This is a genomic window from Acinetobacter sp., from assembly GCF_039596015.1.
Lineage (GTDB): Bacteria > Pseudomonadota > Gammaproteobacteria > Pseudomonadales > Moraxellaceae > Acinetobacter.
Genome location: NZ_JBCNKN010000016.1, coordinates 32620 through 49407, shown reverse-complemented (window position 1 = coordinate 49407; position 16788 = coordinate 32620). Strand labels below are relative to the sequence as shown.

Here is a 16788-nt window from a genome sequence, read left to right as displayed (position 1 = left end):
GATCTTTGGGCACGAGGCTATCGAGTGTCACCATCTCAATTTCTTGTTGGGTCGAGTTAGATTTCAGCATCTTTCCATTATAGAAAAAGGTTGTCCTTGTGGGAACAACCTTTGTCAGCAGTCTGAGCCCACAATGTGTGGGCTAAATTGAATAAATTAAATATCCCATTCCACAAAGTTTTTCAGCAACTGCAAACCTGCAGTGTGACTTTTTTCAGGGTGGAACTGCGTTGCAAATAAATTATCTTTATGAATTGCAGTACAGAACTCTAAACCATAGTTACAGGTGGCTGCCACAATGCTTTGATCTTGAGGCTCGACATAGAAACTATGTACAAAATAAAAACGCGCCTCTTGTGGAATATCTTTCCACATTGGATGACTTGGGTCTTGTTGATGCACTTGATTCCAGCCCATATGCGGTACTTTTAAGCCTTCAATATCAGGGAAGCGTTTAACCAGTCCCTTAAAAATGCCCAGCGCGTCGCTGCCGCCATTTTCTTCAGAGCGTTCGAGTAATGCTTGCATACCGACACAAATCGCCAAAACAGGTTTGTTAAATGCGGCCTGACGTATCACGTCATCAATACCTGCTTCTTGCATGCCTTGTATACAGTCACGCATCGCACCCACACCGGGAAAAACAATTTTATCGGCTTGAGCAATTAGTTTTGGATCATTGGTTACATCAACTTTTGCACCGACATATTCAAGCGCTTTGGCAGCAGAGTGTAAATTCCCCATGCCATAATCTAACAAGGCGATACGTGTCATTATAAGCTCCCCTTGGTAGATGCAATGGTTCCTGCTGCACGAGGGTCTTGTTCACATGCCATGCGTAATGCACGGGCAAAGGCTTTAAATACACTCTCAATTTGGTGATGGCTGTTTTTACCTTTTAAATTATCAATATGCAAAGTCATAAGCGCGTGATTTACAAAGCCCTGAAAAAACTCAGAGAATAGATCTACATCAAAAGTGCCAATACGGGCGCGAGTAAAAGGAATGTCCATAAATAAACCCGGACGACCTGAAATATCAACGACAACACGAGAGAGCGATTCATCAAGCGGTGCATAAAAATGCCCATAACGACGAATGCCTTTTTTATCGCCCAATGCCTGTGCAAAGGCTTGGCCGAGCGTAATGCCACAATCTTCAACAGTATGGTGATCATCAATCTCCAAATCACCATCACAATGAATATCGATATCAAACAAACCATGTCGCTTGATTTGGTCTATCATATGATCTAAAAATGGGACGCCAGTGTTTAATGTGCCTTGACCTGTACCATCGAGGTTCACGCGAACTCGAATTTTGGTTTCGTTGGTATTTCTGACCACTTCACTGATACGTTGCGTCATAGACACATTCCTCAAAAAACGTCGATTTTGATATAAAACAGCTGTTAAACAAACAGCATATTAATTTGCTCAGGAGGGTTAATCAATGCCTATTACCGTACATGCCTATACTTCTATAGATGAAGAAAAGATACGTGACCAACTTGAGCGGTTGTACAGCAGTAGCCCAGAATTTCCAGATGGAGCGACTGCAATAGCACAATTACAACAGGCACTTGCACAGTATACATTACTTTATACCGCAGAATTTAACACACGCATTATTGGTGCAATTTGGTGTACAGGAACAGGAGAAGAAAAAAAGCTGCAATATATTGTTGTGCATCCTGCAAATCGGGGGCGTGGCGTTGCGGAGCGTTTAATAAGTGAAGTCTGTCGGATGGAAGAAGCAAAAAACGTCCAGCATTTTGTTCCGGGATGTATGGCAATTCATCACAATTTACTGCGTTTAGGTAAAATTGGATCAATTTCAGGATAATTTGACCTAAAAGTGATCATGTGTAATTAAAAAGTCGATTTAACGCTTGACCTACTTAATATTAGAGTGTTTAATACGCCCCATTGGCGAGATAGCTCAGTCGGTAGAGCAACGGATTGAAAATCCGTGTGTCCCCAGTTCGATCCTGGGTCTCGCCACCATATTCAAAACCGTATTTGTGTTTTCAATCCCTGATCCCATCAGGGATTTTTTTTGTTTAAACAATAGACAAATGATTTAAAAACAGTATTTTGGGATTGACTCTTTCCTCGAGTTCAGGCTTAATACACCACATCGGCGCGATAGCTCAGTCGGTAGAGCAACGGATTGAAAATCCGTGTGTCCCCAGTTCGATCCTGGGTCCCGCCACCATATTCAAAAAGCCCTAAAGTTTAACTTTGGGGCTTTTTTTATGCGCCAAAGTAGCATGATTGTTTGAATTAGAACTAATCTGCGATTAAGCGCTTACCTAAACAAATCGCTTCTACTTCTTCATAACCGAGCTGGTCATAAAAACCTAAAACAGATAAATTCTCTTGGCGTACCAAAAGTTGTACTTTCGGGCAGCCTAAGGCAATTAAACGCTTCTCTATTTGCTGTATGAGCGCTGTAGCAACGCCTAAACGCTGATGATGAGGATGTACTGCCAAATAATGAATCCAACCACGATGACCATCATACCCACCCATAATGGATGCAATCAGTTTTTCGTCTTTAACCGCAATGAGAAATAAATGGTCATGTTGTTGGGCTTTTCGGAAAATATCAATTTCAGGGTTATTCCACGGGCGTGAAAGACCACAGAGTTCCCATAGGTTGATTAAATCTTCAATGTCAGTTTCTTGAAATGGGCGAATGATAAACATGGCATTTTTGATGATTGTTATTGAGCGTTGTTTGTACAATAAAACAAAAGCAGCAAGTTGATAAGTATTTTTTTAGAAATAAAAAAGGGCATATTTTACGATATGCCCTTTGGAAAATGATGGCTCAATTATGGCAACATTTTTCCTGTTTCTTCAAAGTTGGTGTGCCATTCCACTGCTTCTTTAAGAAGGTGAGGGGTATGACCACCTTTTGCACATGCACGATCAAAGTAGTCGTTTAATGCATCTTTGTAGTCTGGGTGTGCACAGTTGTCGATAATCACGCGCGCACGTTCACGAGGCGCTAAACCACGTAAATCCGCCAAACCTTGTTCAGTCACCAAAATATCAGTGTCGTGTTCAGTATGGTCAACATGGCCAACCATTGGTACAACTGATGAAATGTCGCCACCTTTTGCAATTGATTTGGTTACGAAGATCGCCAAATGCGCATTACGGGCAAAGTCGCCTGAACCACCAATACCATTCATCATTTTAGTGCCGCCAACATGTGTTGAGTTGACGTTGCCGTAGATATCGAATTCAAGCGCAGTGTTGATGCCGATAATACCTAAACGACGAACCACTTCTGGGTGGTTTGAAATTTCTTGAGGACGTAAGATAAATTTATCTTTATATTTTTGAAGATTGCCAAAAACACGGTTACCACATTCTGTTGAAAGTGTCATTGAACAACCAGAGGCAAAATTCATTTTTCCAGCATCAATGAGTTCAAAAGTACAGTCTTGGAGTACTTCAGAATACATCACCAAATCTTCAAAACTTGAATGTTTAAAGCCTGTTAATACCGCATTGGCAATGGTACCGATACCTGCTTGAAGTGGTCCAAGGTTTTTCGGTAAACGACCTGCTGCCACTTCTTTTTCAAAGAAGGCGATAAGGTGGTTCGCAATCGCTTGAGTTTCATCATCTGGGTCTGTGACGTTTGAAGGTGAGTCTGGTAAATCGTTAAACACGATACCAACGACTTTCGCAGGGTCAAATTTAATCCCTTTTTCACCAATACGGTCATCAGCATGAATCAATGGAACTGGTCCACGATTTGGGCGTGATTCTGGTGTATAGATATCGTGTAAGCCTTCAAACTCGGGGCTAACTGCGGTGTTAATTTCAATGATAAGTTTATCTGCAAACTCAACAAAACTTGCAGAGTTACCTACAGAGGTTGTCGGGATAAGTAGGTTATCTTCTGTAATCGCAACTGCTTCAATAACCGCAATATCAGGACGCTTTAACGTCAGGTTACGCATCTGTTCAACAGTTTCAGATAAATGTTGGTCAATGAACATCACCTGACCATTGTTGATGGCTTTACGTAAGGTGTTGTCTACCTGAAACGGCATACGACGCGCGAGTGCTCCAACTTCAGTCAGTTGTTTGTCTAGGTCATTACCCAAACTTGCGCCTGTAATTAAGGCAATTTTTAAAGGATTTGTTTTTGCGCGCTCAACCAAAGCTAAAGGTACTGCTTTTGCTTCACCAGCACGAGTAAAACCACTCATCCCTACTGTCATTCCGTCTTGAATTAGTTCTGCTGCCTGCTCAGCTGAAATGACTTTATCATGTAATGAAGCTAAGCGAATACGATCTAATGACATGTGTTCTACTCTCAAAAAATGGATTTTTAAGTTATACGTTGGCGATTTTACTCGCTGCCAAAGAGAAAATGCATCATTGTTAGGCTAAGGTCTAATTTTTAAAATAAATACTGATATTAAATTGAATGATGTTTTTGTAGTTTAATGAAAAATAAGGTAAAAATATCTTTTTAAAAATGGATTAAACTTTTTTAGGGATCAAAAAAATGTCCTATGTATTGAAAATAGGACATTATAGAAAAAGGTTTAATTTTTAAATGATGAGAATTTTAATCTTTTTTAAGCTGAATTGGCAGGCAGATAATCGCTTCAAAGCCACCTTGTTCGCGGTTGTGCAAGATGAGCTCTCCCTGATGGATATCCACAATTCGTTTGACAATTGCCAATCCCAAACCACTACCTTGAATAGTACGGGCAGCATCGCCACGAACAAAAGGTTGCATTAGTTCTTCGATTTGATCATTTGGAACACCTTGTCCATGATCTGCTACACAGATTTTTAATTTTTTATTCTCAACAGAAGTTGAAATTTCAATCGGTTCAGCACCATAGCGTTTAGCGTTATTGATCAAGTTACCAATCATGCGTTTGAGTGACAGGCTTCTTGCCCAAATGATGGGGAGTTCTTGTGGTTCGAAGCGAATGTCTAATGGCTTAAATTGAATGATTAATTCTTGCAATAAGCTATTGATATTGGTTTCAGACAGTTCTTCGTCTGAGCCATCCCGCATGTAGGAAATAAATTGGTTCAAAATGGCATCCATATCATCGACATCGTAAATTAGCCCTTCACGTAAGAATTCATCAGGGAGCATTTCTGCTGTTAAACGGATGCGGGTCAATGGGGTACGTAAATCGTGTGAAATCCCCGCCAGCATAATTTGGCGGTCTTTTGCAGCCTGATCCAGTGTGTAAACCATATGATTAAAAGCCTGATTTACTTCTCGGATTTCTTGAGGGCCGTGGTTGGTTGTTAAAAAAGGGGCTCTGCCTGTATTACTATAATTATTTGCTGCATTTTGTAGACGTTTGAGTGGGCGGTTGAGTTGGCGAACCAAGGTTAAGATAATAATGGAAGCAATGATAGGCACGCCCAAAAGCCAACCAAAAATCAGTTCTGTACTATAGTTTGCATAGGTGTTAAGTGGTTCACGCATCCAATGCCCGTGCATTTGTGGCGTTTGAATCCAGATGCTTGGTGTTGGCTTAAACTTAAAGAAAACCGTGACATCGTGACGGTCTGCTTGGATTTCTTGCGCTAAGCGTTTTTCAATACGGTCGGTAAAAAAGTCTGCAATGAGTTTTTCTTTGACGGCAGGATAGCGTTCAGGATCTGTAATATATTCGACACCTAAACGATTTTTTAGCCAGTCGCCAATATTGACAGTTTTATTGCCTGAAACAATCTGAATATTTTTGTTTTGAATAAAATCGAGTTCAATCGCTAAATAGCGAGCATGTTGTTGAATTTCTGGTAAATATAGAGTTCGCCAGAAAAACCAAAGTGACATAAATAAGCTGAAACTGACCACAAATCCAACCAGAATGGTGGTACGCATTGCCGCAGAGCGAGGTTTAAGTTTATCTAAAAAGCGCTCGGCTGATGTTCGTGATTTTGCGTAATAACCCGAGGAATCTACCAGTTCTTTCGGATCTATAGGGTCAAGTTCCACACATTATTCCTGTCAGTTTTTTCAATAGACGGAGGCTTATTCTGCACCATCTGGAACAAAAACGTAGCCAACACCCCAAACGGTTTGAATATAACGTGCACGAGCAGGATTATCTTCAATCAAGCGGCGTAAACGTGATACTTGAACATCGATTGAGCGTTCCATTGCACCCCATTCACGACCACGTGCCAAGTTCATGAGTTTGTCACGGGTTAAAGGTTCACGTGGATGCTGTACCAATGCTTTGAGTACTGCAAACTCACCTGTGGTGAGAGTAACGACTTGCCCTTCGCGGGTGAGGGTACGGGTTGAAAGGTCGAGTGACCAAGGCCCAAAACTCACCACTTCCATATGCTGACTTGGTGCACCAGGCACTTCACGTACTTGACGACGTAAAATTGCACGAATACGCGCCAGTAATTCATTTGGATTAAATGGTTTTGGTAAATAGTCATCCGCACCCGCATCTAATCCCGCAATACGGTCAGAGTCGCTACCGCGCGCGGTGAGCATGATGATTGGAGTGTCAATATTCGACTGACGTAAACGACGGCAAATACTTAAGCCATCTTCTACAGGTAACATAAAATCTAAAACGATGAGCGAAAATAGTTCTCGTTGTAGCAAGCGATCCATTTGTGTTGCATCGTGAGCAGTTTTTACAACAAAGCCTTTATCTTCCAAAAAGCGTTGTAACAAGGTCCGAAGACGAACGTCGTCATCTACAACTAAAATACGCTCAACACGATCTGTGTCGTGGAGTGCTACATCTTGCGTATCTGCAGGTACCACTAAACTCATGAAGTGCTCCCTTAATTATCTTTAATATCATTGTTGATAGTTTGAGTATAATGCTTAAAGGTAACTTATGGCTATGTATTAATTTGCTCAAATTAACAAATATATACAGTAGCATAGAGAAAAGTAGTTGCTATTTAAAAATCAGTAACCTAAAACGAATTTATGGCAAAAAATAAAAAATTGTTCATAGAAAAAAACAGGAAATTTGAAAAAGATAATGATAAATTTAATTTTTGAGCATAATTTCTGTAGATTTTACAGGCATGGTCTTTATAATCACTGCTTTTAGTTCTTATTCCTTATGGGATCAAACACGATGACTGACCTCGTTCAGCAGTTGGCAACAGAGCTTGCCGTACGTCCGAACCAAGTAGAAGCTGCAATCCGTTTAATTGATGAAGGCGCAAGTGTTCCGTTTATTGCACGTTACCGTAAAGAAGTAACACAAGGTCTTGATGATACGCAACTTCGTCAATTAGATACACGTTTAAGCTATTTACGTGATTTATATGAACGTCGTGAAAAAGTGATTCAATCATTACAAGAACAACAAAAGTTAAGCGATGACTTGCTCGCACGTGTAAATGCGGCAGAAACAAAAAATGCGCTTGAAGAAATTTACGCACCGTATCGACCAAAACGTACCAGTAAATCGTTTAAGGCGAGAGAAGCGGGCTTAGGACCAATCGCTGACAAAATTATTGCAGAACAGATTGATCCGACTGAAGCACTTGCTGGTTTTAGTCACGAAGAATATCCAGATGTAGACGGCCAATTGGATGCAATCCAGCACATCATTATTGATGACTGGGCACAAAACGTTGCATTAACTGCTGAGTTAAAAACAGTTTTTTCGAAAACAGCCGTTTTAAAAAGCGCCGTTGCTTCTGACGAGAAAAAAGAAGTTGGCAAAAAGTTCCGTGATTACTTTGAATTTTCTGAAAATTTAAATAAATTACCATCGCATCGTTTATTGGCACTTTTACGTGGTCGCCAAGAAAACGTGTTGACGTTGAAAGTTGATGGTGAAGACGACGCACTATTGGCACGTATTGAAACTGAATATGATCTTGAGCAAATTCAGCCACAAACACGTCAGGATTTCTTGAAACAAACTGCAAAATTATTTTGGCTTGGCAAGATCCGTCCACAAATCGAGCATTCTTTGCTGACTGAAAAACGCTTGACTGCTGAAACAGAAGCAATGCAAGTGTTTGCTGAAAACTTACGTCATTTATTGTTGTCTGCTCCTGCGGGTGGTCGTACAACTTTGGGCGTTGACCCAGGGATTCGTACTGGCGTAAAACTGGCCGTTGTTAGCGAATCTGGTGATGTTTTGGCTCACAGCACGATTTATCCTTTTGCACCAAAAGAAGATAAAGAAGGCTCAGTGGCTGAACTGGCACGTTTATGCACCGAGTTTAATGTTGACCTGATTGCTATTGGTAATGGTACAGCAAGCCGTGAAACAGAAGCAGTTGTCGCTGAAATGATGGCAGCACATCCTGATCTTAAATTGACACGTGTAACTGTCAGCGAAGCAGGTGCTTCGGTGTATTCTGCAAGTGAGTTGGCATCTGCTGAATTACCAGATCTAGATGTTTCAATTCGTGGTGCAGTATCAATTGCTCGTCGTTTACAAGATCCATTGGCGGAACTTGTAAAAATTGATCCAAAATCAATTGGTGTGGGTCAATACCAGCACGATGTGAATCAGGCTGGTTTGGCAAAAACACTAGATGCCGTGGTTGAAGACTGTGTAAACGCAGTTGGCGTTGATGTGAATACGGCATCGGCTGCAATTTTGGGTTATATCGCGGGTTTAAACAAATCGATTGCACAACAAATTGTGGAATACCGTAAAGAAAATGGACGTTTTGATAACCGTCAGGCATTGAAAAATGTACCACGTTTAGGCGAACGTACGTTTGAACAGGCAGCAGGTTTCTTGCGTATTCAGGATGGTGCTGAACCATTAGATGCATCTGCGGTTCACCCTGAAAGTTATGGTTTGGTTGAAAAGATTGTGGCAGCGAAAGCAACCACAGTAAAAGACATTATTGGTAATACCGAAATCATCCGCCAAGTGAAAGCAGATGAATTTGTAGATGACCAATTTGGTTTACCAACGGTTCAGGATGTTTTGGCTGAACTTGAAAAACCAGGTCGTGACCCACGTCCAGAGTTTCGCACAGCGAAGTTTCGTGAAGACATTACCGAAGTTGCTCAGCTAACAGAAGGGATGGAGCTTGAAGGTGTGATTACAAACGTCACTAACTTTGGTGCGTTTGTGGATATTGGCGTACATCAGGATGGTTTGGTTCATATCTCTGAACTAGCGAATGAATTTGTTTCTGATCCGCATAAAGTGGTGAAACCGGGTCAAATCGTGAAAGTTCGTGTGATTCAGGTGGATGTAGAACGTCATCGTGTTAACTTGAGCATGCGCGCTGAAGGCGCTGCACCTGTGAAGGCTGCTCGTCCACAACGTCGTGAGCAACATGCTGATCAGCGTAAGCCACAGCAAAAACGTCCTCAAAATGCTGCACGTTCAAATGATCAGGCGAGAAAGCCACAACGTGCAAAATCAGAAAAACCACAAGAGCAAAAAATTGGTGGTTTGGGCGCATTGTTGTTACAAGCTGGGATTAAAGGCTCTAAATAAGATTTAGGCTGTAAAATCAAAACCTTCCTTCGGGAAGGTTTTTTTATGTGTAATCGAAAATAATTGATAATGAATGCCTATTTTTAGCATATTTTATCATCGATAACTGTTAGTTTTAAAAGAGTGATGCAATCAGGAAAAAGCATGGATTTAAGTACTTTTCAGTTAATGGCACGTTACAACATTTGGGCGACTCAAAGATTGAATACCGCATTGAATGAGGTGGCTGATGATGATTTTTCAAAAGATTGTGGGCTGTTTTTTCAAAGTATCGAAGGAACACTGAATCATTTGTTAATAGGTGAACATTATTTATGGTTCGCTCGATTTTCAGAAGGAAAGTCCCCCGTTCTTGCACTAAATACAATCGTGACATCGGATCGAGGTCAACTCACCAAAATGCTTGTAGAAAAGGCACAGAATTGGCCTGTTTTTTTGGAGAATCTTGATGTGGCACAGGTAGGACATTGGTTGAATTATACAACTTCTACAGGTCAAGAAATGTCTCTGCCGTATTGGGCGACATTACAACATGTGTTTAATCATGGCACACATCATCGTGGACAGATAACAGCAGCATTAACCGCTATGGGGTATGCGTGTCCAGAACTGGACTTGGTTTATATGCTTGTCGAAGAAAATCCTTCACACCAAGCATGAATTTTGAAGCGTGTTGATCAGAATATATTTAGCATGATTCATGCTGACGAGGAAAAATAGGGTACTTAGATTTTATCATTTTCAGCTAATGAATATCATTTGAAATAAATCTGATACTCCAACATGGCTGAGCTTAGACCATCCCTCTTAATTCATATGCAGTATTACGCAGTAAAGGCAAAACCTGTTGAATCAGTTGCTCTTCTGTGATGCGATGGGTTTGAGCAATACAGTTTAATGCAGCAACAGCCTTGCCTTGCGCGTTCAAGATGGGTACGGCAATGGCAATCACACCTAATTCATGTTCTTCTTTCGATAAACAATAATCTTGTTGCTGAATGTCATGCAGCACTTGATAAAACTGGGCTTCATCTTGAATGGTATAAGGTGTCAGGCGTTTTAGGCCATGTTTTTTAACCCAATTTTGTTGCTCTTCTAAGGTTAATGTCGCCAGTAAGACTTTACCTGTTGATGTTGCATGTGCAGGCAAGCGATTGCCCAAATGCATGCCATACGGGTTTAAACGTAAATTATCTTGTTGGGGTAAATAGCTTCGGGCAATGGGGACGACTTCGTGTTCATCTAGTACCACAAGTGAAAAGGTCAGGTTGGTTTGCGTACTCAGCAGATTTAAAATTGGTTGGGTCACTTTTGGTAGGTGTGCAGAACTGAGGTATGAACTAGATAAACGTAATACTTTATGCGTTAGCCAAAAATAATGATCATCACTTTCTAAATAACCGATAAATTTGAGCGTGCGTAAATATCGTCGTGCGGCAGTACGGCTTAATCCAGTCCGTTCTGCAATTTGAGTCGAATTGAGTTTTTGACGATCAACACCAAAAGCTTCAAGTAGGCTCAGTCCTTTAACAAGCCCTGCAATATAATCATCTTGTTTGATGGTTTCACCTGAAACCTTATTTTCGATTAAATCATATCTCATCGTTCATCCATTCCCGATTATTTAAAATGATTTTTCTGACCGATATACGGTCATTTTTACCACTATACGGTGATTATCCAGATTTCACTATATAAAAAATAGACTAAAAAAACTAAGTTAAATGTCAGGACGTGGAGAAAAAAATGATGGAAAATTTACAGACACAAGTTGCAATTATTGGATCAGGGCCAGCAGGACTATTGCTTGGACAGCTTTTATATAAAGCGGGCATTTCACATATTATTATTGAACAACGTAGTGCAGACTATGTTGCAGCGCGTATTCGGGCGGGAATCCTTGAACAGGTATCGGTTGATTTATTAAAGCAAGCAGGCGTTGATGCAAATTTAAAAAAATTTGGACTACCGCATGAAGGGATTGAAATTTTAAGCAATGGTGTGAAGCATCGTGTCGATTTGTCTGCATTGACACAGGGTAAGCAAGTCACTGTTTATGGTCAAACAGAAGTCACCAAAGATTTAATGCACGCACGTGAAGCGGAAGGTTTACGCACGTATTATGAAGCGCAAGATGTGCAAATTCATGATTTTGATCAACAACAGCCGTATGTGACATTTCAGCAAAATGGTCAGTCTTATCGTATAAATTGTGACTTTATTGCAGGTTGTGATGGATATCACGGTGTTTGTCGTGCCAGCGTTCCACAAGACAAAATTAAAACTTTTGAAAAGGTCTATCCGTTTGGCTGGCTAGGTGTGTTGGCTGATGTACCGCCTGTTGCCGACGAGTTGATCTATGCACAGTCAGAACGCGGTTTTGCCTTATGTAGTATGCGTTCAAAAACACGCAGTCGTTATTATTTGCAGGTTCCGATCACCGACCATGTCGAAGAATGGTCTGATGAGCGTTTTTGGGATGAACTCAAAAATCGTCTTGATGAAGAAAGTCGGAACAACTTGGTGACAGGCGATTCAATTGAAAAAAGTATTGCGCCTTTACGCAGTTTTGTGACAGAACCAATGCGTTTTGGAAAACTGTTTTTAGCAGGCGACGCAGCGCATATTGTACCGCCGACAGGCGCAAAAGGTTTAAACCTTGCTGCATCTGATATTGCATATTTGTCGAGTGCTTTGATTGAGTTCTATCAAAAAAATTCAACACAAGGGATTGATGAGTATTCTGAAAAATGTTTGAAACGTGTTTGGAAAGCCGAACGCTTTTCGTGGTGGATGACGCATTTACTGCATCGTTTTGAAACTGAAAGTGAGTTTGACCATAAAATTAAGCAGGCGGAGCTGAGCTATATTTTAGACTCAAAGGCAGGGCAGACCACATTGGCTGAAAATTATGTCGGTTTGCCTTACTAAAATCGAAGTTTTTACAGATATACAGCGATGAAAAGATGCATCGAAATATTTAAAAATGAATGGAATACAACACGATATTAAACAATGAAGTAGATGGATTGCTTCTTTATAAAGGATTAGGTCATGAGTTTTGCACAAAGTTTTAACCAGCAATTTATTAATGGACAATGGGTAAAAGGTTCATCGGATAAAATTGTCAAAAATACTAATCCATATACGCATCAGCCTATTGATGATATTCAAGGTGCAAGTCAGCAGGATGTCGATGCCGCCTATCAAGCTGCACAGTTGGCATTTAAATCGTGGCAGAAAACCACGGTGAGCGAACGTCAGGCATTGATTGAACGTATTATTGCGGTGATCTCACAACACCGTGAAGCGCTTGTGGATTGGTTAATTAATGAAGCAGGCAGTTCGCGTCTTAAAGCCAACATTGAGGTTGATGCTGCGCTTGGAATCTCTAAAGCATCTTTAGAATATGCCCATGCGGTCAATGATGTGTTGAACTTAAAACCGCTACATGAAGGTCAAGTTAGTCAGGTTTTTCATAAGGCTCTAGGGGTGATTACAGTCATTAGCCCTTGGAATTTCCCATTTCATTTAAGTATGCGTTCGGTGATTCCAGCGATTGCGTTGGGCAATACCGTGGTGCTGAAACCTGCAAGTGATACGCCTGTCACTGGTGGGTTGATTATTGCCAAAATCTTTGAATTGGCGGATGCCCCTGCGGGATTGTTAAATGTGATTGTTGGTGCGGGCAGTGAAATTGGCGACTACGTGGTTGAACACGATGCCAGTAAATTCATTTCATTTACAGGTTCGACGCAGGTGGGTAAACGTGTTGCTGAAAAAGCCATGTCTGCGAGACTGATTAAACGGGTTGGTTTGGAACTGGGCGGCAATGCGCCGTTAGTGATTTTAGACGATGCCGATTTAGACCTCGCGGTGAATTTGACTGTGATGGGACGCTTCTTACATCAGGGGCAGATTTGTATGAGTACCAATCGTGTCATTATTGATGAAAAGATTTACGATCAATATCTCGAAAAATTAGGTCCTGCTTTGGCGCAAATCAAAGTCGGCAACCCTGCCAATGAAGATACGCTGGTTGGGCCAATTATCAATACTCAACAAACCGACAATTTGCGCCGTATTATTCAGCAAGCACAACATGAAGGCGCTGTGCTGTTCTTTGACGGTGGGATTGAGGGTAACTTGGTTGGGCCACATGTATTTATTAATGTCGAACCCGATTTCGCTGTGGCAAAAGAAGAAAGTTTTGGCCCAGTGTTGCCAATTTTAAAAGCACGTGACGAAGCGCATGCACTTGAACTCGCCAACGACACCGAATTTGGCTTATCGAGTGCGGTATGTACTTCAAACCATGAACGGGGTGTGAAATTTGCACTTGGTATTGAGGCAGGTATGTCTCATATCAATGAAATTTCTGTGGCAGATCATCCAGTTGCGCCATTCGGAGGTGAAAAAAATTCGGGCTTAGGTCGTTTCAATGGTCAATGGATTATTGAAGAATATACGACAACGCATTGGATTACCGCACAAAAATAGAGCCAAACTTTTGATTTGGCTTAGATGAAATTGTTTATCGCTGTTGTTTCACACAGACCTGATGGTTCTCTATTTTTTAGTGGTTCCGTTAGGTCGAAACGAAGGGAAAAGTGAAGACCTTACGCTAGTGATTTAGATTCAATTCTTATACTCAAGTAAAGCTTATAGCGATCTGTCTACAACACATTTTCCTTCATCAGAATGTTCATTTTTATCAAAAATATAATCTGATACAGGACGTTTGGATATGACAAATTTTACCGAAATTACCGCAGCAGTGACGCAAAGCAAGGGTGCAGATTTTGAACTCAAACAACTTCAGATTCGTGAACCGAAAGAAGATGAAGTACTGGTCAAAATTGTAGCAACAGGGATGTGTCATACCGATTTAATTGTGAGAGACCAATATTATCCCGTGCCTTTACCCGCAGTATTGGGGCATGAAGGGTCGGGGATTGTGGCAGCGATTGGCCCAAATGTAAAAAATTTGGCAATCGGTGATCATGTTGTTCTAAGTTATGGTTATTGTGGGATTTGTGAACACTGTCGCAGTGGCAACCCCGCATATTGTCAGGACTTTTTTGGCCGTAACTTTGGTGGCACAGATCCCGAAGGTAACTCGGCAATTTGTACCCACGATCATCATGCCGTACACGATCATTTCTTTGCGCAGTCTTCATTTGCGACCTATGCCATCAGCCGTGAAAATAATACAGTCAAAGTCACCAAAGATGTCCCTTTAGAATTACTTGGGCCTTTGGGCTGTGGCATACAAACAGGTGCGGGTGCAGTCATGAATGCACTTGTGGTTAGACCTGCTGCTAGCTTTGTGACATGGGGTGCAGGAGCCGTTGGTCTTAGTGCCTTACTGGCTGCAAAGGTGTGCGGTGCGACAACGATTATCGCGGTTGATATTGTAGAGTCACGTTTAACCCTTGCAAAAGAGTTAGGGGCAACACATGTAATTAACAGTAAAGTTCAAGACCCTGTTGAAGCCATTAAGGAAATTACGCAGGGTGGTGTGCAATTTGCACTGGAGTCCACAGGTCGCCCTGAAATTGTGAAGCAAGCTATTGATGCATTGGGGATTCTCGGCAAACTTGCTATTGTGGGTGCACCGCCATTAGGAGTAACGGCTGCCTTTGATGTCAATGATTTATTGATTGGTGGTAAGACAATTATGGGCGTTGTTGAAGGAAATAGTGTGGCTAAACGCTTCATTCCAGAACTGGTGACGTTATATCAGCAGGGTAAATTTCCATTTGATAAACTGGTTAAATTTTATGAGTTTAAAGATATTAATCAGGCAGCGATGGATAGCCAAAAAGGCATCACACTTAAACCAATTTTAAAAATTGGTTAATTAATTTTTAAGGTCATGTCAGATAGCGGATGTGACCTTTTCAATAAAAATAATAAATGAAAACAGGCTTAAATGATGCTTTGATTGGAATAATGAAATTTGGTTTTATCGTAGGTAAATTACGGTAGCATTAATTGCTATATGCTGATTGAAGAAGAGAGATCATCCCCAAGCATGAATCTTGGGGTGTGTTGATCAGGAACTTATCTTAGAAATTACCAATGTTCGCCTGGGAACAAACGTGCGTATGCTTTTTGAATCCAGTTCAATTGCTGTTCTTTACCTATTGATGCAGTTGAACTTGGGAATAAGTTAAAACCAATCGACATCAATTTATTGTTTATTTCAGGTGCAATCGCATAGGTGATCGATGCAAGATAACCTAAATGAGTGGCGATCTTTTTCGGACGTTTTACGATTGCATATGCAATTAAATCTGCTGCCTGTTCGGGTGAAAGTGTTGGAACATATTTATAAATTTTGGTTGGTGCAATCATCGGGGTACGAACTAAAGGCATATAGACCGAAGTAATCGCAATTTTATGTGAATGTACTTCGGCAGAAAGACAGCGGCTAAAAGCATCTAAGGCAGCTTTAGAGGCAACATAGGCAGAGAAGCGTGTTGCATTGGCAAGGACACCAATTGAGCTGATATTAATGATATGTCCATCTTTACGCTGAATCATATGCGGCAATAAGTTCAAAACAAGTCGTACAGCGCCAAAGTAATTCAGTTTCATGGTACGTTCAAAGTCATGAAAACGATCTAAGGACTCGTGAACTGCTCGACGGATAGAGCGTCCAGCATTGTTAATTAAAATATCAATATGGTCTACCGTCGCAAGAATTTCTTGAGAAGCAGCATCAATCGCATCCATATCACTTAAGTCACATGGGAAGATGGATGCTTTCCCGCCACTTTGCTCAATTTCTTTTTGTGCTTCCTCTAATTTTTCAATTGTTCGGGCAACAAGTAGAACGTGAGCACCAGCAAGAGCAAGTTTTTTAGAAATAGTCAGTCCTATGCCACTTGATGCACCTGTGACTAAAATAATTTTACCTGCGACCTTCTCTTGAAAGAGGTGTTCAAGTTTTTTGTTCACGTGTTTTTTTCCTGCTCTTGATACTGATGGACAACGTCCAAAACTGAATTTTATTGTACTGCAAATTACGTCATTTCTTGATAGAGAGATAGCGCCATTTTGCTCAAATTTGTGTTAAATAACAGAGATTAATCAATATTGCTAAAGTTGTTGTGATTGGCAAAAAGATTACGATTGGTTGTATAACGAGCCATCTTTGATAAATGCTGAAAATCCTGTCAGTTTATGCTGTGTTTAAAACGGTATAAATGATTGTTCGTCGCATACAATCCACCATAACCCTCAGATTTGTCCCTATTTATTATTTCCAATGTGGTGTGTCTATCCTGTTGTTGAATCGGTGGTATGTCATG

General features: G+C 40.9%; 14 protein-coding genes and 2 tRNA genes. 8 read left to right on the top strand and 8 right to left on the bottom strand.

Annotated elements, in window-relative coordinates; translation table 11 throughout:
* Nucleotides 1-156: 156 nt before the first annotated feature.
* Nucleotides 157-774, bottom strand: coding sequence for an imidazole glycerol phosphate synthase subunit HisH (hisH, locus tag ABDV70_RS12270; protein WP_343598116.1), 618 nt, complete (start codon nucleotides 772-774; stop codon nucleotides 157-159).
* On the bottom strand, nucleotides 774-1367 hold the full coding sequence (hisB, locus tag ABDV70_RS12265; RefSeq protein ID WP_343598114.1) for an imidazoleglycerol-phosphate dehydratase HisB: 594 nt from the start codon (nucleotides 1365-1367) through the stop codon (nucleotides 774-776). Before hisB ends, hisH begins: the two co-directional genes overlap by 1 nt.
* 85 nt (nucleotides 1368-1452) lie before the next feature.
* Here hisB and ABDV70_RS12260 point away from each other — a divergent pair, with 85 nt between their 5' ends.
* The 3 genes from ABDV70_RS12260 to ABDV70_RS12250 all read left to right on the top strand — a co-directional run bounded on the left by ABDV70_RS12260 (nucleotide 1453) and on the right by ABDV70_RS12250 (nucleotide 2217).
* A complete protein-coding gene (locus ABDV70_RS12260) occupies nucleotides 1453-1845 on the top strand; it encodes an acetyl-CoA sensor PanZ family protein (RefSeq protein ID WP_343598112.1) in 393 nt (130 codons plus the stop codon).
* A gap of 85 nt (nucleotides 1846-1930) precedes the next feature.
* Nucleotides 1931-2006: transfer RNA gene (locus ABDV70_RS12255), tRNA-Phe, on the top strand.
* 135 nt (nucleotides 2007-2141) lie between these two features.
* A tRNA-Phe gene (locus ABDV70_RS12250) sits at nucleotides 2142-2217 on the top strand.
* A gap of 74 nt (nucleotides 2218-2291) precedes the next feature.
* Here the strand turns inward: ABDV70_RS12250 and ABDV70_RS12245 are convergent.
* From ABDV70_RS12245 to ompR, 4 genes are all read right to left on the bottom strand, one after another.
* A complete protein-coding gene (locus ABDV70_RS12245) occupies nucleotides 2292-2711 on the bottom strand; it encodes a GNAT family acetyltransferase (protein ID WP_343598110.1) in 420 nt (139 codons plus the stop codon).
* A gap of 128 nt (nucleotides 2712-2839) precedes the next feature.
* The gene (locus tag ABDV70_RS12240) at nucleotides 2840-4330 is read right to left on the bottom strand and encodes an acetyl-CoA hydrolase/transferase family protein (RefSeq protein WP_343598108.1); all 1491 of its coding nucleotides are present in this window, start codon (nucleotides 4328-4330) and stop codon (nucleotides 2840-2842) included.
* Nucleotides 4331-4599: 269 nt separating this feature from the next.
* Entirely contained in the window at nucleotides 4600-6003 is a 1404-nt protein-coding gene (locus ABDV70_RS12235; RefSeq protein ID WP_343598106.1) for an ATP-binding protein, read from the bottom strand.
* Between the two features lie 36 nt (nucleotides 6004-6039).
* Nucleotides 6040-6804, bottom strand: coding sequence for a two-component system response regulator OmpR (gene ompR / locus ABDV70_RS12230; protein WP_343598105.1), 765 nt, complete (start codon nucleotides 6802-6804; stop codon nucleotides 6040-6042).
* Nucleotides 6805-7120: 316 nt separating this feature from the next.
* Here ompR and ABDV70_RS12225 point away from each other — a divergent pair, with 316 nt between their 5' ends.
* Complete coding sequence (locus ABDV70_RS12225; RefSeq protein ID WP_343598103.1) at nucleotides 7121-9469, top strand: Tex family protein; 2349 nt, start codon at nucleotides 7121-7123, stop codon at nucleotides 9467-9469.
* 144 nt (nucleotides 9470-9613) lie between these two features.
* On the top strand, nucleotides 9614-10129 hold the full coding sequence (locus ABDV70_RS12220; RefSeq protein ID WP_343598102.1) for a DinB family protein: 516 nt from the start codon (nucleotides 9614-9616) through the stop codon (nucleotides 10127-10129).
* 133 nt (nucleotides 10130-10262) lie between these two features.
* On the opposite strand, the gene ABDV70_RS12215 is transcribed toward ABDV70_RS12220, so the two are convergent.
* Nucleotides 10263-11072, bottom strand: a complete 810-nt coding sequence (locus ABDV70_RS12215; protein ID WP_343598101.1) for an IclR family transcriptional regulator C-terminal domain-containing protein — start codon at nucleotides 11070-11072, stop codon at nucleotides 10263-10265.
* Nucleotides 11073-11218: 146 nt separating this feature from the next.
* On the opposite strand from ABDV70_RS12215, the gene pobA reads away from it, so the two are divergent.
* From pobA to ABDV70_RS12200, 3 genes are all read left to right on the top strand, one after another.
* Entirely contained in the window at nucleotides 11219-12400 is a 1182-nt protein-coding gene (gene pobA, locus ABDV70_RS12210; RefSeq protein ID WP_343598117.1) for a 4-hydroxybenzoate 3-monooxygenase, read from the top strand.
* A gap of 123 nt (nucleotides 12401-12523) precedes the next feature.
* Nucleotides 12524-13969 (top strand): aldehyde dehydrogenase family protein, encoded by a 1446-nt coding sequence (locus ABDV70_RS12205; RefSeq protein ID WP_343598100.1) that lies wholly within the window; start codon nucleotides 12524-12526, stop codon nucleotides 13967-13969.
* A 247-nt stretch (nucleotides 13970-14216) separates the two neighbouring features.
* Complete coding sequence (locus tag ABDV70_RS12200) at nucleotides 14217-15332, top strand: NAD(P)-dependent alcohol dehydrogenase (RefSeq protein ID WP_343598098.1); 1116 nt, start codon at nucleotides 14217-14219, stop codon at nucleotides 15330-15332.
* A 215-nt stretch (nucleotides 15333-15547) separates the two neighbouring features.
* Here the strand turns inward: ABDV70_RS12200 and ABDV70_RS12195 are convergent, their stop codons facing one another.
* Complete coding sequence (locus ABDV70_RS12195) at nucleotides 15548-16435, bottom strand: SDR family NAD(P)-dependent oxidoreductase (RefSeq protein ID WP_343598096.1); 888 nt, start codon at nucleotides 16433-16435, stop codon at nucleotides 15548-15550.
* Nucleotides 16436-16788: the final 353 nt, after the last annotated feature.